At 31.9% G+C, this 20,626-nt stretch carries 13 protein-coding genes; 8 read left to right on the forward strand and 5 right to left on the reverse strand.

Going from position 1 to position 20,626, the window contains the following annotated elements:
• Window positions 1-6: 6 nt before the first annotated feature.
• Both ACSHW5_RS15520 and ACSHW5_RS15525 read right to left on the reverse strand, forming a co-directional pair.
• Window positions 7-159 (reverse strand): hypothetical protein, encoded by a 153-nt coding sequence (locus ACSHW5_RS15520; RefSeq protein ID WP_435677064.1) that lies wholly within the window; start codon window positions 157-159, stop codon window positions 7-9.
• Between the two features lie 82 nt (window positions 160-241).
• Window positions 242-394, reverse strand: a complete 153-nt coding sequence (locus tag ACSHW5_RS15525; protein ID WP_435677065.1) for a hypothetical protein — start codon at window positions 392-394, stop codon at window positions 242-244.
• A 548-nt stretch (window positions 395-942) separates the two neighbouring features.
• On the opposite strand from ACSHW5_RS15525, the gene ACSHW5_RS15530 reads away from it, so the two are divergent.
• The 4 genes from ACSHW5_RS15530 (at window position 943) to ACSHW5_RS15545 (ending at window position 10,747) form a co-directional block, all read left to right on the forward strand.
• The gene (locus tag ACSHW5_RS15530; RefSeq protein WP_435677066.1) at window positions 943-3,864 is read left to right on the forward strand and encodes a T9SS type A sorting domain-containing protein; all 2,922 of its coding nucleotides are present in this window, start codon (window positions 943-945) and stop codon (window positions 3,862-3,864) included.
• Between the two features lie 477 nt (window positions 3,865-4,341).
• Complete coding sequence (locus ACSHW5_RS15535) at window positions 4,342-9,108, forward strand: alpha-amylase family glycosyl hydrolase (protein WP_435677067.1); 4,767 nt, start codon at window positions 4,342-4,344, stop codon at window positions 9,106-9,108.
• Between the two features lie 49 nt (window positions 9,109-9,157).
• Window positions 9,158-10,030 carry an HNH endonuclease gene (locus tag ACSHW5_RS15540; protein WP_435677068.1) on the forward strand — a complete coding sequence of 291 codons (873 nt, stop codon included), beginning with the start codon at window positions 9,158-9,160 and terminating at the stop codon, window positions 10,028-10,030.
• A 408-nt stretch (window positions 10,031-10,438) separates the two neighbouring features.
• Window positions 10,439-10,747, forward strand: a complete 309-nt coding sequence (locus ACSHW5_RS15545; protein ID WP_435677069.1) for a hypothetical protein — start codon at window positions 10,439-10,441, stop codon at window positions 10,745-10,747.
• A 293-nt stretch (window positions 10,748-11,040) separates the two neighbouring features.
• Here the strand turns inward: ACSHW5_RS15545 and ACSHW5_RS15550 are convergent, their stop codons facing one another.
• Window positions 11,041-11,919 (reverse strand): LysR family transcriptional regulator, encoded by an 879-nt coding sequence (locus tag ACSHW5_RS15550; RefSeq protein WP_435677070.1) that lies wholly within the window; start codon window positions 11,917-11,919, stop codon window positions 11,041-11,043.
• 83 nt (window positions 11,920-12,002) lie between these two features.
• Between ACSHW5_RS15550 and hutH the strand changes: the two genes are divergently transcribed.
• From hutH to hutG, 4 genes are read left to right on the forward strand one after another with little or no spacing between them, the layout of a single operon-like run.
• Window positions 12,003-13,493 (forward strand): histidine ammonia-lyase, encoded by a 1,491-nt coding sequence (gene hutH / locus ACSHW5_RS15555; RefSeq protein ID WP_435677071.1) that lies wholly within the window; start codon window positions 12,003-12,005, stop codon window positions 13,491-13,493.
• 8 nt (window positions 13,494-13,501) lie between these two features.
• Window positions 13,502-15,499, forward strand: a complete 1,998-nt coding sequence (locus ACSHW5_RS15560) for a urocanate hydratase (RefSeq protein WP_435677072.1) — start codon at window positions 13,502-13,504, stop codon at window positions 15,497-15,499.
• Window positions 15,499-16,740: an imidazolonepropionase gene (gene hutI, locus ACSHW5_RS15565; RefSeq protein WP_435677073.1), complete on the forward strand. Its 1,242-nt coding sequence runs from the start codon at window positions 15,499-15,501 to the stop codon at window positions 16,738-16,740. Before ACSHW5_RS15560 ends, hutI begins: the two co-directional genes overlap by 1 nt.
• Window positions 16,741-16,742: 2 nt before the next feature.
• Window positions 16,743-17,708 carry a formimidoylglutamase gene (gene hutG / locus ACSHW5_RS15570; protein WP_435677074.1) on the forward strand — a complete coding sequence of 322 codons (966 nt, stop codon included), beginning with the start codon at window positions 16,743-16,745 and terminating at the stop codon, window positions 17,706-17,708.
• 172 nt (window positions 17,709-17,880) lie between these two features.
• Here hutG and ACSHW5_RS15575 read toward each other — a convergent pair whose 3' ends face one another.
• Together ACSHW5_RS15575 and ACSHW5_RS15580 are read right to left on the reverse strand one after the other, a co-directional pair.
• Window positions 17,881-18,537: an HAD family hydrolase gene (locus ACSHW5_RS15575; protein WP_435677075.1), complete on the reverse strand. Its 657-nt coding sequence runs from the start codon at window positions 18,535-18,537 to the stop codon at window positions 17,881-17,883.
• Between the two features lie 247 nt (window positions 18,538-18,784).
• The gene (locus tag ACSHW5_RS15580) at window positions 18,785-20,395 is read right to left on the reverse strand and encodes a hypothetical protein (RefSeq protein ID WP_435677076.1); all 1,611 of its coding nucleotides are present in this window, start codon (window positions 20,393-20,395) and stop codon (window positions 18,785-18,787) included.
• Window positions 20,396-20,626: the final 231 nt, after the last annotated feature.

Raw genomic sequence — 20,626 nt, forward strand, 5'->3', positions numbered from 1 at the left:
TAGTACTTATGGTTTGCTACCGTTGTCTTGAGAAATATCTCCTGTTGCTTGTATGTTTTCTACAGCATTGGTGTCTAAATTGTCATCTTCTAAATCTGTACAAGAAGTAAAAGCAAGGGTAAAAAGAATTGATACGAATAAGATTTTTAAGGTTTTCATTTTATAGGGATTTTAAGGTTATGCTTAATTGAGTCTACTACTTTGGTAATAGTTTGTTTTCATTGAATTCTTAAAGAATTGCTTATGGTTTGCTACCGTTGTCTTGAGAAATATCTCCAGTAGATTGAATATTTAGCCTAGAAGTAGTATCTAGATTGTCGTCTTCTAAATCTGTACAAGAATTAAAAGCAAGAGAAAATAGAATAGATACAAAAAGGACTTTTATGATTTTCATAGTTGTAAAATTTTAGGGTTACACTTTAAAACAATAATTCACTATTTTAATGTTGTTAGTAAAGCATCTTACAAATAAATATGTTTTACTAAGCTCAAGGCAAAAATAGTTTGAAAAACCAAAATAGCTTTAGGATAAAAAAATAATTTGTGAAAGCACCTAGTCTGTGAGGATAACTCTTGTTTTTAATAGGGAAATTTAATTTATGACAAACAATGACTTTAAAGGTTTTTTTGCATTGTTACATTAAGACTTATTAAAGTATCACTACAATTTTTGTAAAAAAGATTGTTATAAAAACCTGTCAATTCGTTTTTGTAAAAATGAATGTATTTCATTTTTTTAAGTTCATTTATGATAATTAATTATGATCCAATGAATGATTTTTTTTTGTATAAAGTAAGGGAAAGAGATACTTTAAGTATGGTATTCATATTTATTTATGAAAAAAGGGTGTAATTATGGTAATACCGTAATTATTTTAAGGGAAAAATCTTTGTAAAGTTATCAATGATTTTTACATTCGCTACTCAACTAAATTTGATATTATGAAAAAAATACTAACGAACAAAATATTATTACTGTCTTTATTTTTCGGAATAAATACAATGAACGCACAAGGACCAGGAGGGGAGACTTCTAATCTTGGTTTTTGGATTAAAGCCGATGCAGGTTCTTCAACAACATCAAACGGGAGTTATGTATCTGAATGGGATGATCAATCTTCAAACGGGTTTGATCTAGAAAGTTCTGGTACTAGAAGACCAACTTTTAATGTTTCTGGAACTAATTTTAATCCTACAATGGTATTTGACGGAAGTGCTATCTTAGATAGTAAGTCAAGTTTTGCCGCAAACAATATTTTAGGAGCTGGTGGTATGACTAGTTATGTGGTTGCTAAAAGAACTGCTGGTGGCTATATTTTTTCACACGATTCTGGAGTTTTAGGAGGTGAAATTAAAATGACCAATACAGAAAGTGGGTTTGCTGGTTTACTATCGACTACGCAAACTTTTACTTCTGAAATAAATAACGAATTTTCTATAACAAGTGCAAAGTTAAGTACTCTTTTTTCGGGTCCTAATTTAACTGTTAGTCAAAGTTTCTATAAAAATGGTATGGCCAATGGAGGCGGATCTAGTGCTCTAGGTATTGTTGGTACTTTATTGAATAATCTACTTGGCGCAAGTGCCACATTACAAATTGGTTCAGTTAGTAGTACTTTTATAGGTACTACCTATTCTGGTGAGTTAACAGGAGAAATTGCTGAAATTATTATGTTTAAAAGTGTTCATTCTGCTGCAACCGAACAAAAAGTAGAATCTTATTTATCCCTGAAATACGGAATGACGTTAGGAGACGGAGCTACAGATTATTTAGCAAGTGATGGTACTACCAAAATGTGGGACGCAACAATAAATGCAGCGTATAAATATGACATAGCAGGTATTGGTAAAGATGTTAATTCTGATTTAAATCAAAAACAATCTAAATCTGTAAACTCAGATGCTATTGTTACTATGGGGTTAAGTACTATTGAAACTACAAACGCTGCAAATACGGCAACAATTGCTGATAAAAACTTTATGGTTTGGGGTAATAATAATGGCACTGCAACTTGGAGTGCTACCGGTTCACCTGAAAACTATAACCTGTTATCTAGACAATGGAGAGTAGCAGAAACAGGTACTGTTGCAGCAGTAAAACTACAGTTTGATGTTGATAATGCAAATTTTGATGTGCCAACAGCTAAAGGAAGCGCTACTTATTATTTACTATATGATAGTAATAATGATAATGATTTATCTGATGAAACACCAATTGCATTAACCAATAGTAGTGGTTCTATTTGGGAAACATCAACCAATATTAACTTTAGCAACGGTATGGAGTTTACTTTAGCAACAGAATCATTAATGGTTGCAAATGGTACTGACTGGAATACAGCGTCAAATTGGTTACCAAATGCAATACCTACAGCTACTGATGATGTGGTTATACCAGATGGTGTTACTATGAGTATTGCAGCTGGAGATTCAGGAAATGTAAATAGTATAAAGGTTCAAGCAGGAGGGGCTTTAACTATAACTCCTACAGCTAGTTTGTCAATTACATCTGGTGTATTAGAAATAGAATCAGACGCAACAAAATCTGGTACTTTAATTGGTAAAGACTATACAGGTCAAATTTCTTATAAAAGATATGTTGATGATCAATGGCATATTGTTTCTTCTATGGTTACAGACCAAAGTTTAAATGATTTTGTAACTAATGTAGATAATAATATAACTACAGGAGCTGGTGGAACAAAATATGCTTTAGGACCTTACTCTAATACTGCGAATTCTTGGGATTACTACACAAGCGGTGATATTGCTGCAGCTGGTGATTTTGATGCAAATATTGGATATACTTTTAAAAGAAATACTGCAGGATTTGCGACTTTTACAGGTACTAACAGAAGTACAGATGCTATTACAACTGTTGCCGCTAAAGTTGCAGGAGATGGTTATAGAAGTTTAGGAAACCCTTTTCCTTCTTATATGAATGTAAATGTTGGTGCTACTAACTTTTTATCAGCTAATGATGCTGTTTTAGAAATAGGAACTAAAACTATTTTCCTGTTTAATTTAGCGCAAAGTAAATATGTAGCAGTTGGTAGTTTAAGCGGTAACAAATATATAGTACCAGGACAAGGTTTCTTAATTAAAACAGCTGCCGGTGGTACAGTTACTATTTCTGAAGATTTACAAAGTAATCAAACAGGAGGTACTTTAAATAGAAGTATTTCTAGTGAGGTTACAAGAATAGAAATGAGTCTAACAAGTGGTAGTTTATTTGGTAAAGCAAATGTTTACTTTCATGAAAGTGGTGCTAAAGGAATGGACAACAATGATTATTTAGTTTTTGAAGACTATGATTTTGATATCTATTCTAAATTAACAGATGGTTCTTATGCAAATAAGAATTTTAATACCCAAACTTTGCCTAATAAAGACTATGAAAATACAGTAGTATCTTTAGGAGTAAATGCAGCGGCTAATTCACAATTAAAATTCGTGTTTTCTCATGAAGCTTTACCTACAGGTTATATGCTTTTCTTAGAAGATAAAGAGCTAGGTACAATGACAAGAGTAGATGATGGTAGCAGCTATACAACAACTAGTAGTACTAATGGAACAGGGCGTTTCTTTTTACATACTTCTACATCTGTGTTAGCTACGGAAGCTACAATAGCATCTAAAGTAGCTATTTTTAGTACAAATAATAGCGTTCAAATAAAAGGCTTGTCTTTAGGGAAAACAACTATTACTATGTATGATTTATTGGGAAGAGTAATTGTAAAAGATAGTTTTTCTGATAGAAATTCACACGTAATTTCTACAAGTTCATTAAACAAAGGAAGTGTGTATGTTGTAGATATAGAAACTACTGAAGGTAAAGTAACTAAGAAAGTAATTATTCAATAAACTTACTTATTTGACATAAAAATAATACAAAGGCTCAAAGAAAAGAAGCCATAAAAAATGGTAATTTGGTAAATATGATGTATTAATTACATGAGAACTTTACAAATTTAAGAACACTACATTTTGTATTATAATTAGAAATAGCTTGGGGTAAAACTCAAGCTATTTTTTTATGTTTAAAAAGTATGTTCTTTAAAACATTATGTACTTAAATTTTAAATGTTTTACTTAATTTAATAAACAATAAATAAGAAGTGTTTTACATCTTTTATAATAATTTTTACGTCAGTTTATGCGCAAATTTTTAAAAAGATGTCTCACCATTAAAACTTAAATCAAAGTGTAGCATAGAGGAATATGAGAAGTTGTCAACACGAAAACGTTTTCGTAGTAAGTATAACACAGACAGTCTCAATAATTTGCGTAATTTTATGGCAAATTAGTAAAATATTAACAATAATTATAATCTTTATACCTATGAAAAAAATTCTATTTTTTATTTTAAGTCTAGTATGTACCTATAATTATGCACAAGATTTTGGTGTTTTTAAAGCAGCTATTAGCATAGAACAAAGTGGAGTAAATTCATGGTATAACTTAGAAGGAGATATCGGTTCAGAATCTTTTCAAGGAAAAGATTTGGGAACATTTTATGTAAACGATGGAAGTCTTAAAATTACCGGAGCAGAAATGTATTCATGGAAAAATGCTGGAAATGTTTGTGGTGGAATTATGTTTTACAGAGTATTTCCAGATGGTAGTGAGGCTGATTTAACAACATATCCTTTTCAATCTATTAACTTAAATTGGATTGAAAATCTAGCCACCAATAACGATCAACGTTGGGGAGAAAGTGGTCTTTCTATTAATATTACCGATTTTGCTGGCGGAAATTATACCATAGAATCTTACCTTCAAGTAAAAGGAGATAATTCTGGAAATTCAGGATGTAATGATTCTCAATATGCAAATAATAGCGGACCTAATTATAAAGCAAACTTTGCAATTTCTCATGTAAAAATACTGCCAGAATTACCTTCAAAAGACGAAACTGTTCAAGTTTTCTTGTATTCAAAGCATACAGCTTTAGAAAATGAATCGTCTATTTATTTTCATTCGGGTGTTTCTTCAAACCCAGATGATACAACACAATTTGATATTGCCAAGGGAAACTGGGGGCAAGATGATAATGTGGGTATCATGACACAAGATATTAGCAACAATACAATACACACTATAACTTTATCATCTATCACAAATTATTACGCTCTTACCAGTAATGATGATGCCTTTGGATTAAATTTTTTATTTAGAAGTCCCGATGGTGCTATCAAGGAAGATAATAATGGAAGTAATTATAATGTTGCCTTGAATAATGGCAGTTTTATATCACTTACAAATCCTGTAAACACAACAAAGTTAGAAGCCGTTGGTAATTCAGTTTCAGTTGAAGCGGCATCCTTTAACAACACTAAAGCCACCCCAATAGTTGCAGATTGGACATTAGAAGAGGTGAGTCCTAATCCTTCAACCATAACTACAACTTCTTCAGCAAATAATTTTACGTATAACGTACCAGTTTCAAGTACCATAAAGAAAGATTATAAAATAACAGCAGATTTTGGTGGAGGATTATTAAAGTCTAAAACGTTTTCTATACAAGGATACAATTCACCGGCAAATGTTACCATGCCAACGGGTTTAAAAGCCGGTATTAATTATGATAATTCCAACACTTCTCATGCTTATTTAGTTTTACACACACCTACAACTACAAATTATAAAAAAGGAGATGGAACTGTCTCTGGTTCTAATACAACGGCTTCTAAAAATGTGGTACATGTAATTGGAGATTTTAATAATTGGGAAGTTCAAGAAGCCTATAAAATGAATAAAGATGGTGATTTCTGGTGGATAGAATTAACAGGACTTACGGAAAATCATCAATATGTATTTCAGTATTTTATAGATGGAGATATTAGAATAGCAGACCCTTATTCTGAGCAAATATCAGATAGTGAAGATAGTCAAATATCTACTGCTGTTTACCCAGATTTACCAACTTTTCCTAGCGATAAATTTGTGGGTGTTTCATCCTTTGAAACAAGAGCTTCGGTGCTTCAAACCGGACGCGTTTCTTATCAATGGGAAGTTACAGATTTTGTTGCGCCTTCAAGAAATGAATTAAATATATACGAGCTTCATTTTAGAGATTTTACAGAAGAAGGTACTTATTTGGCAGCTATAGATCGTTTAAATTATTTAAAAAATTTAGGAGTCAATGCAATTCACGTACTTCCTGTTTCAGAGTTTGAAGGAAATTCTAGTTGGGGCTATAATCCTAATTACTATTTTGCAGCAGATAAAGCTTATGGTAACAGAGAACATCTTAAAAAGTTTATAGATGAAGCTCACAAAAGAGGAATCGCAGTTTTTAATGATGTTGTGCTCAATCACGCTTTTGGTTCTAACGCCATGGTGCTTATGTATTGGGATGATGTAAACAATCGTCCTTCAGCAGACAACCCTTGGTTTAATGCAGAACACAAAGCGGTTTATAGTACAGACGGACATTGGGGTAATGATTGGAATCATGAAAGTGAGCACACACAAGCCTTTGTAGACAGAGCATTACAGTTTTGGCTAGACGAATTTAATTTTGATGGTTTTAGATTCGATTTTACAAAAGGAATTACACAAACGGCACAAAATCCTAGTGATGAATGGGCAAGTAATGTAGACCTTGACAGACAAGGACTTCTAAAAAGAATGGTAGATGAAATGTGGAGTTTCAAATCAAGTTCAATCGCTATTTTTGAACATTTAGCAAATCCTGCGGAAGATAAGGTTTTGGCAGATTATGGTATTTTAATGTGGTCTGGTGTAGGACATCATAATCAAATTAAAAATTTTAATTTAGGTTATAATACAGATGATATAGATGTGTATACAACGGGGGTTTTTAACTCTAGTCAATGGAATTTTAACTACGCAAATCTAATTTCTTATGCAGAAAGCCATGATGAGCAAAGACAAGCGTATGAATTATTTACATACGGTAACGGTATAAAAGATATTGCAGATCCAACACAAAAATTGGCAGAAGGTATAGAAAGACTGAAAGGAGGTACAGTGTTTAATTTAATGCTGCCAGGATCTAGAATGCTTTGGCAATTTCAAGAATTGGGCTATGATGTTGATATTGATTTTAACGGACGTACTGGTGAAAAACCTGTGCACTGGGAATATTATGATGATGCAAACAGAAAGGAATTATATACGCTGGTTTCTCAATTACTACAATCTCGTTTAGATCACAACTGGTACAGCGAGCCTATTGATTATACAAATCTAGGAAATGGAACTGATTATAGCATAAAAAGATTATCTCTTTCTGATACAAGTGGCAATCATTTGATTATAATTTCGAACCCTTTTGCCAATACAGGATCTGTTGATGCAACACCATCTTATGATGTTGTAGGACAATGGTATCAGAATAATGGTGATACAAATTTTATAAACACGCCACTTACAGTAAACTCTCAATCACAAACGTACACGTTACAACCTGGGCAAACGATGGTTTTAACCAATTTTGTGCTTCCTGTACCAAATTTTGTAGATACAGATGGAGACGGAGTTTATGATGAAGTAGATAACTGCCCAAGTGTGGCAGGACTTTATGCTTTAGATGGTTGTAATAATATGCAATGGACGGGAGCAACAAGTACAGATTGGAATACAGCTTCTAATTGGGATAAAAACATAGTGCCAAGAAATTCTGTGGATGTTCTAGTTCCTGAAGGTGTTCCAAATTATCCAATATCGGCAAATGCTGTTACAGTAAATTCAATGAGTATTGAATCTGGAGCTTCTTTTGTAGCGCAATCTACCTTTGTTGGTAATGTAACCTACACCAGAAATTTAGCAACAGATAATTGGTGGTTAATTTCTAGTCCGGTTGCTGGAGAATCTGTGGTAGATTTTTTAACTACGAACTCCGTGGCAACAGGTAGCGGTATTTCACCAGCGAAACATGTTGCACTAGCAAACTTCGATAATACAAAATCTGCATCAAATAATATTTGGCAGTATTATGTAGATGGAGATTTTGATGGTTTAAATAGTGATGATACCACAGATATGATGAGTTCTGGGAAAGGATATTCTGTAAAACCTGCTACTGTTGGTAGTACTTTTTCTTTTACAGGAACCTTAAATACGGCAAATGTTACAACATCAATTATGGATGGTAAAACAGTACATGTAGATGGAAGTCCTTTTAATTTGATAGGAAATCCTTTTACGTCATTTGTTAACAATTCTGCCTTTTTAAATTTAGCGGCAAATGATAATCTTTTAGAAAGTAAAACTATTTGGGTTTGGGATCAATCTACGGAAACTTATACAGCCAAAGTACTTTTATCTAACTTTGAAATAGCTCCAGCACAAGGATTTTTTGTAAAACGTAAAGCATTGGGTACCGCTGCAAGCCTTACTTTTGATGCAACCAATCAAAGTCATCAATCAGATACTTTTCAAAGATCTTTTACCTCAGAAATCCAATTGAATATTACCGATGGAACAAAAATAAATTATGCTAAATTTTATTATGTAAATGAATCTACCACTGGTTTTGATAATGGTTATGACGGTGAATTGTTTGGAGGTGCTGCAAATTCTTTTGCTATATATTCTCATTTACTTTCAGATAATGTTGGTAAAAAATATCAAATACAAGCATTACCAAATGCTAATTTAGAAACCATGATTGTGCCAATTGGCCTACATGCTGAAAACGGAAAAACAATAACATTCTCTGCTGAAAGTTTGAATTTACCATCTCATTTAAAAATCTTTTTAGAAGATAGAGAAAAAGGAAGTTTTACAAGATTAGATGAAGTTGGCAATACCTACACCACAACTTTAACGGCTAGCTTAAACGGAACAGGAAGATTTTACTTATACACAACAGAAAGTGCTTTAAACACAAATGACAACGCAATTTTAAGTACAATTGGTATGTTTCAATCTGATGCTACAACCTTAAAAATAACAGGTTTACAAGAAGAAAAAGCAAGCTTAAAAATATTTACAACACTTGGCAAAGAAGTGATAAACACTACTTTTGAAGCCAATGGTGTAAAAGAATTTTCTTTACCAAATTTAGCAAAAGGAGTGTATCTTGTTCAGTTAAAAACGGAAAAAGGTATGGTAAACAAAAAAATAATTTTTGAATAAAATGTAAACGCTATTGGCTTATACGGAGTTGTATGCCATTTGACAAAAAATGAGAGATTGGAATAAAATAATAGACGAATGGACTTTAAGAAAAAGAAATAAATCAATTAATCCTGATTTAAAAAACTTTTTTGAAAAAGCATTCCAAAACACATTAATTCCCGAAAAAAGTTGGTTCGGATTTCCTTCGTCTAAAAACAGTCTTGGATTATTTTTTGGTCGTGTAATGTTAGTTGGAATATTTCAAGACACAATAGAAATTATAATTGACGATGACATTTCCGAAAAAATTGGTTTTCCTACGAGAGTTGTTGGAAGTTCTAAATCAAATGGAGAATTATTATATTGGATAACTACCAGTTCATCGAATTTAAAAAAACTAACTGAAAACGAGTTGATTTGGAAACATTACAAAGTTGCTTCATTGAAAGTCGAAAATTACCCAAATATAAGTTGGGAGAGAAAAGATTGGCTTAACGGAAAGTTCATACTTTCTCAAATTTACAACCCAAACAAAAGAATTGAATTAACAAACGAAGAATATGAATTAACCTTTGAGAACGAAATAAAAAACTCTCAATTTGACTCTAAAGAAAAACGACAAGAAAGACTTAAAAAAGCAAATAAAACTGCTCAAGAAACTTTTTCAACATCAAAAATTTACATTCGAAACTCTGATGTTGTTGCAGAAGTTTTAGACAGAGCAAATGGCGTTTGTGAATATTGCGAAAATGAAGCACCATTTAAAAAAGATTCTGACGGAATTGGATTTTTAGAAGTTCATCATATAATTCCTCTTTCGGAAAATGGATTAGATACAGTAGAGAATTGTACTGCATTATGTCCGAATTGCCACAGACACGCTCATTATGGAAAAACAACATTTAAAATAGAAAAGTTAAGAAAAAACGGCATACAATAACTAAGTATTCGGCTCGCCGATAGGCCAGAGCTGAATATTGTGTTGACGAAGTTGGCAGAATATGTCTCTTATGGGGAAAACGATGTGTTTAAGGAAGGATGCTTTGGTAATCGATTGTAGTTTACATATTTAAACTACGCTTATCGGTCTTTATTTGGAAGCTATTGTTTCTTTTTTCGGTAATACTTAATATAATTTAACAAAGTATATAATTTATTGCTAGTTCTAGCTTACTTACGAAAATCCTCAAGGATTTTCTATTCGGTTTTTATTTACTGAATTCACTACTTAAACAACGTAACAAAACTAATACAACATCGTTGCCATTCATTGGTTGAACGCACTCTAAATATAATAATAGAAATTGATTTTGATAACAACCTTTTTGAAAAAAGACTGAACTCAACCATGAAAATTAAATGCACTTGCCAAAATATAATAATCGACCAAACTGATTATCTTAAAAACAAAGGATATGTAATTTCAGATACTCAATGGTTTGATTTTTGGGATTCTATAGACTTTGCAATTGAAAAACCTGGAAAAACAGAAAAAGATAAGGAAAATGCTTGTATGCAATTAAGGAAACAAGATGTTTTTAAGACGTTATGGGAATGTACGAATTGCGGAAAATTATTTGTGGATGGAAAAAATGGAGAATTGATAACTTATGAAGCTGATTCAAAAAAATATAATGAAATATTGAATAAAAAATAAACTGAATTAAAAACCAAAACTGAACTGAATGCAAAATTTAGCAAGTTGCGGAATTGCTTACTCACTGCCGACTTACGAAAATTCCACTGGAATTTTCTATCTGTAATTTGTTTGTTAAATTAGTTACTTGAAACACGCAACAAACCATAAAAAAACGTTGCTAAATATGGCTCAAAAGTTTGCAATCGGATAAAACCCGAGGACTAAGTTGTGAGCTTTTTAAAATTAATTTTGTCGTCAAATTAAGAACATAAAAAATAAAGTTTTTAAACAGAACATTTTTCTAACTATCATTACAAAAGCTCCAAAATATCCTTCAAAATAGGATTTCCATTTTTCTTATTCCAAAGAATAGAAAGTTTTGTTTTCTGCGCAATTTTATCCAACTCAATAAACTTAATTTTATAACCTCTTTTATGTGCCAACGATTTTGGAACAATAGAAATTCCGAAGTTATTTTCTACCAATTTAAATATAGAACTAGAATGAATGGTGTTGTGTGAAATTAAAGGAGAAAAACCACAATCATCAAAAATTTGCATTACTTTTTCATGATAAGAAGCACTGTATTTTGCATCAAATAGAATAAAAGATGCTGCTTTAAATTGTGCTAAACTTTCAAAATTATGGGCATTTATAAAATGATTCTTGGGTAGAACTAAACAGAAATTTTCAATCAAAATAGTTTTTATTTCCAGCGTTCTAGGTGCTCTTTCTAATCGTACAAAACCAATATCTAAAGAAAAAGATAATAAATCTTCTATTTGTTTTTGATTGTCAATTTCTTTTAAATTAAATAGAATATTCGGATTTTTCTTTTCAAAATTAATTAATAAATTCGGAATTACATCCTGCATAGCAGAACCAACATAGCCTATTTTTAATTCGCCTTTTTTACCATCTTGCATTAATTTTGCAGTCTCTAAAGTATTGGTAATCGTTTTTAATTGTTGAGAAAATTCCTTTTTTAAATACACTCCAACGGTGGTTAAAACTACTTTTCTATTATGTCTTTTAAAAAGGACAACTCCCAATTCTTCTTCTAATATTTTTATCTGTCTGCTTAATCCTGGTTGAGAAATAAATAACTTTTCTGCAGCTTTTCTAAAATGCAATTCTTCAGCAACTGCTAAAAAATAACGAATATGTCTTAATTCTATTTGATAACCCATAGTTATTATTGTATGTAATAAATGATATTATAAAGCATTAAAAGTAATCATAACTTTGTTAAAACTCAAATTAACATAGAAAGATGTTTAAATACGGAATAGATATACTAAGCTTAAAAACTGTAAATGAAATTGCCAACGGAACTTTACAGGCTATAATTACAGATAACGCAAAAGAAAAAATTAATTCTTGTAGAAATAAAGTAGAAACAATTACAAAAAATAACAAAGCCGTTTACGGTATTAACACAGGATTTGGCCCCTTGTGTGATGTTCAAATTTCGCCAGAAGAAACCAACTTATTGCAAAAAAACCTCTTGATTACGCACGCCGTTGGTGTAGGAGAAAACATTGATAAAAAGCTATCTAAAATTATGATGATTTGTAAAGTACATGCACTTTGTCAGGGTTATTCTGGAGTGCGTTTAGAATTAATAGAACGCATTATTTACTTTATAGAAAACAATTTATTACCAACGGTGCCTAAACAAGGTTCTGTGGGTGCTTCTGGAGATTTGGCGCCGCTTTCTCATTTATTTTTACCAATTATTGGAGAAGGAGATTTCTGGATAAATGACAAAATGATACCCGCAAAAGATGTTTTAAAAAAACACAACATACAACCTTTAGAATTACAGGCTAAAGAAGGTTTAGGGTTAATAAACGGAACACAATTTATTTTAGCGCACACAATTACAGGTCTTTTAAAAATGGAATATCTACTAGATTTAGCAGATGTTGCTGGCGCAATGAGTATTGAAGGCTACAAAGGAAGTTCTTCTCCTTTTAAAGCAGAATTACACAGAATAAGACCTTTTAAAGGAAGTATTAAAGTTGCAGAAAGAATGCGAAATTTATTTAAAGATTCGCAAAACATTACTTCTCATGAAAATTGCGAACGCGTTCAAGATCCTTATTCTATGCGTTGCATTCCGCAGGTGCATGGCGCTTCTAGAAATGCATTTTATCATTTATTAGAATTAGCAGAGATAGAAATGAATTCCGTAACTGATAATCCAATTGTGTTGAGTGAAACAGAAGCTATTTCTGGTGGAAATTTTCACGGACAACCTTTGGCAATGGCATTAGATTATTGTTCAATTGCTGCTTCTGAACTTGGTAACATAGCAGACAGACGTTGCTATTTATTAATAGAAGGTAAATATGGTTTGCCTAGATTATTAACCAAAAGTGGCGGCTTAAATTCTGGTTTTATGATTCCGCAATACACCACAGCAGCCTTGGTTACAGAAAATAAATCCTTGTGTTTTCCGCCTTCGGCGGATAGTATTCCTACTTCACTTGGGCAAGAAGATCATGTTTCTATGGGCAGTATTTCTGGACGAAAACTAAATCAAATTTTAGAAAATTTAGAAAAAATATTGGCCATTGAATTGATGTATGCTGCACAAGCTTTAGAGTTTAGAAGACCAAATACTTTTTCTGAAATCTTAGAAAAAAATCACGCTATAATTAGAACAAAAGTTGATAAACTAGAAGAAGATAGACTTTTAAAAGACGACATCAACAACATGATTCAATTAGTGAAATCCGAAAAATTAATTGTAAAATAAAAGGAGTTATGACATTTAAAGAACAAATTTTACAGGGAATTCCTACCGTTTTACCAACTAAAAAAGAGTATCCAAAAGACGCTAATAGAGCGCCAAAAAGAAAAGATATTTTATCTGTTAAAGAAAAACAGTTGGCAATTAAAAATGCTTTGCGATATTTTCCAAAAGACTGGCATCAAGAATTAGCAACAGAATTTGCGAATGAATTAAAAGAATTTGGCCGAATTTACATGTATCGTTTTAAGCCAGAATACAAAATATATGCAAGAGCAATTGCAGCATATCCAGCAAAAACACAACAAGCAGCTGCGTTAATGTTAATGATTCAAAACAACTTAAATCCAGATGTTGCACAACATCCAGAAGAACTAATTACCTATGGTGGTAATGGTGCAGTTTTTCAAAATTGGGCACAATATCTTTTGGTGATGCAATATTTAGCGATAATGACAGGAGAGCAAACATTGCATTTATATTCTGGGCACCCAATGGGCTTATTTCCTTCTAGTAAACATGCGCCAAGAGTTGTGGTTACCAACGGAATGATGATTCCCAACTACTCTAAACCCAACGATTGGGAGAAATTTAATGCATTGGGCGTTACACAATACGGACAAATGACTGCGGGTTCCTTTATGTATATTGGTCCGCAAGGAATTGTACACGGAACCACAATTACGGTTATGAATGCGTTTCGGAAAATTTTAAAAAAGGATGAAAATCCAAAGGGAAAAATATTTTTAACCGCAGGTTTAGGAGGCATGAGTGGCGCACAACCAAAAGCTGGAAATATTGCAGGTTGTATTACCATTTGCGCAGAAGTTAATGCAAAAGCGGCTACAAAAAGGCATCAACAAGGTTGGGTAGATGTTTTAATTGATGATATAGATATACTGGTTAAAAGAACCTTACAAGCCCAAAAAAATAACGAGGTGGTTTCTATTGCATACATCGGAAATGTCATAGATGTTTGGGAAAAATTTGACGAAGAAAATATTTTTATTCATATTGGTTCAGATCAAACTTCACTTCATATTCCTTGGACTGGTGGGTATTATCCTGCAGATGTATCTTATGAAGCATCTAACCTTTTAATCAAAGAAAACCCAGAACTTTTTAAAGAAAAAGTGCAAGCATCTTTATGTAGACACGCAAATTCTATAAATAATCACACTAAAAAAGGAACATATTTTTTTGATTATGGAAACGCTTTTTTATTAGAATCATCAAGAGCTGGCGCAGATGTTATGGCAGAAAATAATATCGATTTTAAATATCCTTCTTATGTGCAAGACATTTTAGGTCCAATGTGTTTCGATTATGGTTTTGGCCCTTTTAGATGGGTTTGTGCTTCTGGAAAATCGGAGGATTTAGATAAAACTGATGAGATTGCAGCAACTGTTTTACAAAAGTTGATGCAAAAATCGCCCAAAGAAATACAATTACAAATGCAAGACAACATCACCTGGATACAAGATGCAAAATCTAATAAAATGGTGGTGGGCTCGCAAGCAAGAATATTGTATGCAGATGCAGAAGGTAGAATAGAAATTGCCAAAGCGTTTAATAATGCCATTGCCAAAGGCGAAATTGGACCGGTAATTTTAGGTAGAGATCATCACGATGTAAGTGGCACAGATTCTCCGTTTAGAGAAACTTCTAACATTTACGATGGAAGCAAATTTACGGCAGACATGGCAATTCATAATGTTATTGGAGACAGTTTTAGAGGTGCCACTTGGGTTTCTATTCACAATGGCGGTGGCGTTGGTTGGGGAGAAGTTATGAATGGTGGTTTTGGTATGTTGTTAGACGGAACAAATGAAGCGGAAGAGAAATTAAAAAACATGCTTTTTTATGATGTAAATAACGGAATTGCAAGAAGAAGTTGGGCAAGAAATGACGAAGCTATTTTTGCCATTAAAAGAGAAATGGAAAGAACACCCAATTTAAAAATTACATTGCCTAATTTAGTAGAAGAAAACCTTTTAAAAAACTTGTTTTAATGAATATACTTTTTAAAAATATTAAAGAATTAATTCAGGTTAGAGAGACATCTTTAAATTTTTTATCTGGAAAAGAAATGAGCATTTTACCCACCATTAAAAACGCCTATTTATTGGTAGAAAACGGTTTAATTTCAGATTTTGGATTGATGAAAAATTGCCCTAAAACTACTTATAAAACCATTGATGCAACTGGTAAAATGATGTTACCTTCTTGGTGCGATTCTCATACACATTTAGTGTACGCAGGCAATAGAGATAATGAATTTGTAGACCGAATTAAAGGGCTTTCTTATGCTGAAATTGCAGAAAATGGCGGAGGAATTTTAAATTCAGCAAAAAAACTACAAGCTACATCAGAAGACGAATTGTACAACCAAAGTAAAAAACGTTTGGAAGAAATTATTCAATTAGGAACGGGTGCCGTAGAAATTAAATCGGGTTATGGTTTAACTAAAGATGCCGAATTAAAATTGTTGCGCGTCATTAAAAAATTGAAAAAAAATTATCCAATAGAAATAAAAGCGACTTTTTTAGGCGCTCATGCGGTTCCTTCTGAATTTAAAAATAATAAAAGTGGCTATTTACATATGTTGATAAACGATATTTTACCAACAATTGAAAAAGAAAAATTAGCAGATTTTATAGACATTTTTTGTGAAACAGGTTATTTTTCTGTGGAGGATACACAGCTAATTTTAGAAGCTGGAAAAAAATATAATTTACAAGGTAAAATTCATGTAAATCAATTTACCGCAATTGGCGGAATTCAAGTTGGAGTAGAAAATAATGCATTGTCTGTAGATCATTTAGAAGAAATGAGAACAGCAGATATCAACGCATTAAAAAACACCAAAACAATGCCTGTTGCTTTACCAAGTTGTTCTTATTTTTTAAGTATTCCGTATTCGCCTGCAAGAAAAATGATAGATAATGGATTGCCTTTGGCTTTGGCCACAGACTACAATCCGGGTTCTACACCTTCAGGAAATATGAATTTTGTAGTTGCTACTGCATGCATAAAAATGAAAATGACTCCAGAAGAAGCTATTAACGCAGCTACAATTAATGGTGCGTATGCCATGAATTTATTAGATAAAGTGGGCTCTATAACCAAAGGAAAATTAGCGAATTTAATTTTGACTAAAGAAATAAATTCTTATAATTTTATTCCATATTCTTTTGGAAATCATTGTATTGATAAAGTGTTTTTAAAGGGAATAGAAATTAAATATCATTAAAAATGGATTTTTTTAAAGAAGTAAAAGTCGATTATAAACCTGGTGATCAAAACAATTATTCAGGAAGAGCATCGAAGCTAAAAAATCAATATTGGCATCAAATTATAAATGTTGACAATATTGAAACCTTAAAGAAGGATAATTCCATTGATATTGGTTTCATTGGGTACGTTTGTGACGAAGGAGTTAAAAGAAATCAAGGAAGAATTGGTGCAAGAAAAGGTCCAAAAAGTGTACGTAACAAACTAGGATCTCTTCCTATTCATTTTGAAAATAAAAAAATAACAGATTTTGGAGATGTCATTTGTATTGATGATAATTTAGAAGATTGCCAAACTGCATTTTCCAAAACAATCTGCAAATTAATTACAAACAATGTTTTACCAATAGCCATTGGTGGCGGACATGATATTGCGTATGCCAACTTTAACGGAATTAAAAATGCACTTAAATCATCCACAAAAAATAAAATAGGAATCATCAATTTTGATGCACATTTCGATTTAAGAACAGTAGAAACACAACCAAATTCCGGAACACCTTTTAATCAAATTTTATCAGAAAATAGCAATGCAAGTTATTTTGCCATCGGAATTCAACAACAATCTAATACTAAAGAGTTGTTTGCTATTGCAGCAAAAAATAAAGTAGATTTTGTTACTAATTATGAATGCGAATCGTTTACAGAATCCTTAAAAAACAAATTAAATTCCTTTATAGAAAAGGTAGATTATGTATACATTACCATAGATTTAGATGGCTTTTCATCGGCGTATGCCCCTGGTGTTAGCGCTCCTTCTCCATTTGGTTTTTCACCGATCTTTGTCCATCAGGTTTTAAAATTTATACTCCAAAGTAAAAAAGTAATTTCTTGTGATATTGCAGAACTAAATCCAAATTTTGATGTAGATAATATTACCGCAAGTTTAGCCGCTAAAATGGTAGATTTTATAGTGATGAATTCATAAATTATGATAAAAATCTTATGCAATATTAAAAAACTTAATTGCCTTGAGATGGTACTTTTAATTATTCTAATTTTGAATACAATGCTAATCAATAATTAGCATGAAAACGGGAAAAACTAAAATCATGAATACTATTAAAAAAATCGTCTAAAGAAATTTGGATGATTTTTTTCTAATCAAGTTCCATAATTTTAATCAAATCTAAAGGATGTTCTAACACATGTTTGGCGCCAGCATTGATTAATTCTTTTTTATTTCTGAATCCCCAAGAAACACCAACAGGAAGCATATTTGCATTTTTAGCCACTAAAATATCTACATCTGTATCGCCAACAAAAATGGTTTCTTCAGAATTTACTTGTATTTCCTTGCAGATTTCTAAAGCTACTTTCGGATTTGGTTTTTTATGAGTTTCTTCTTTTAACCCTAAAACCGGATTCAAAAAGGCTGGCAACAAAAAGGCTGTAATTTTTTTTGTTAACAAATCTTCTTTATTAGAGAGCACACTTACCTTAACATTTTTTGCCTTTAATATTTCTAATAACTCAACGATACCTTCGTAAGGTTTTGTTTTATTTGTACAAACTTCACTGTACACCTGCATCATGTCTTTAAGGCATGCTTCTATTTCTTCTTCTTTAGGATTCGTGTCTGGAAGGGCTTTTACCACCAAACTTTTAACACCACTTCCTACAAATGTTTTATACGTTTCATAATTATATGTAGGATAATTACGTTTTTCCAGCACAACATTCATGGCATCAGAAATATCTTTTATAGAATTTACGAGTGTACCATCTAAATCGAAAATAACAGCTTTATACTTCACTTTTTTTTGTCAAAACTACTAATAATCTTATAATTATAAGATGAAAATAAGGAAGACTTTCTTTTAAATTTTGAAAATATACTATAAAAGTCTTAATATTAATTTAGTAGTACTACATTGCAGCCAACGTGTTTTTGTATGGTTTGTTAGGTGTTTTAAGCTGTGAATTTGGCAAGCATGTCTTGAGCTTGTAGAAGGGTAGGCACGTATTAGCAATGAAATATACATGTTGATGTACTTTGGTGCTTTATTCTAATTTCTGTCCTTTTAGAAGCCTTGCGATGTTCTTTTTACTGTCTTCGTTTGGCTCAATGTCTTTTAAACGATTAACCTTCTTTACAATTTCGTCCGACCAATTTTCAGATTTCCATTTATCTAAAACTCTAATGGTCATATTCCTATTTCTGGTGACTGGACTATCTAATCCTACAAGAATAAGTTCTTCTCCTTTGGCTGGATAATTTTCTAAAAATGTTATGACGCTATCAAAACAAGAATGCTTTTCAAAATCTTCACCTAAACCCATCCAATCTTTTGGCCCAGTTCCTAATTGTTCTAAAGGCAGGTTTTTTTTAGCGAAGTCAATTATATCATTTACGTTTTCTTCTTTTCCATAAGCTGTAACATCATACCAAGCTGATCTATTTAAAGGATTCTTTTGTAGTTTATTCCAAACAACATTCCATAGTTCAATACCAAGTTTTTGAGCTGCTTGTTTTCCATGCCAGTATAAAACCTTATCATCACTTTTTAAAGCTATTTCAGCCTGTTTTTTCCAATCTATATTTTTTAGTGTTTCGTTAATAGCTATAAGGCAATTTGAAATGAAGTCTTGAGTCCAACCATTTCTTTTATGTTCTCCTATATCTTCATGAATTTCCACAAGAAAATCTTTCACAGAATTAAGAGTGATATAATCTATAATGTCTTTTACATGGGTTTTTCCATGCCTAATAAAATTCTCAATTGTTTCTGGTGCAAATTCGTAATCAGAAATATCTTCTGCTGGTCCACCAGAAATTAGGGCTTCAATAATTTCTCCTGTACATTTAAATTGTTTTGTATCAATTTTTTCATTTTGAAGTTTTTTATGCAATTCTCCATTTACAGCACAAGTGCAAGCCAAATATTCATTCATTATGCTGTTTTTGTAACCATCAAGGATTAGCCAATCTTTTAGTTCTTGTGATAATTCCATATTAGCGATTCTATCAACAAGTTGAATTTTTCCCCAACCATCTACTTTACGAGCTAACTCCCATAAGTCTTTAACCGGACTGTCTGATAAATTTGAAAGTGCAACCATAGAGAAAACAGTAAATTCATCATGTAAACCAAGTGTTTTAATATCACTTATCACTGATTTATTTTGGCAAAGCCCAAGAATTGCAATTCCTATTTTAACACTATTCCTTTGATTTGTTTTTGTTGCTAAATCTTTTGCGAAGTTAAAAAGATAAGGTTCAATTGGTAAAGACTGATTTACCATTTCTTGAAGAAATTCATCTATTATTCCAATTACTCCATCACTTTCAGTTATCCTTTTATAAAACTCTGATTTGCTTTCTAAATCGCCGTTTTTTGCTATTGTTTTTATAAGTTTTGATAGTTCTGTAATTTTTACTTTTGATTCGGTAGATTCATCGGCACCAAACATAGAATCCATCAAGCCAGGTGCAAATCTAATTCCACTGTCTTCAGATTTTTTTTCATCAGGTAAATCATTCGCAGATTCTTTTAAAACTCCATTACTTTCTATGTTATTGCTTAAGAACTTTAAGATGGAATCATCAGTGCGCCATTCTATTACTTCGAGTTCCCTTTTGGTTTCTAGTAATTTTTTAATCCAATCTATCATTTAAGTTCGAGTTTTTTTTACAGGAAGAACAACGTTTTTGTCTATGGTTAGTTGCGTGTTTAAGCAACTAATTTAGTAAATAAAAACAAACGCGAGAAAATTCGGAAGGAATTTTCCAAATAAGCAACTACCAAAGCAATTAATTATACACGGCGTTGAACGAATCCTCCCTATCGGTCGGAAGCCCTTCTGACTGATTCAGAATAGGTTGTTCTTTTGTAAAAGTAATAG

Source organism: Polaribacter sp., from assembly GCF_051251875.1.
GTDB lineage: Bacteria > Bacteroidota > Bacteroidia > Flavobacteriales > Flavobacteriaceae > Polaribacter.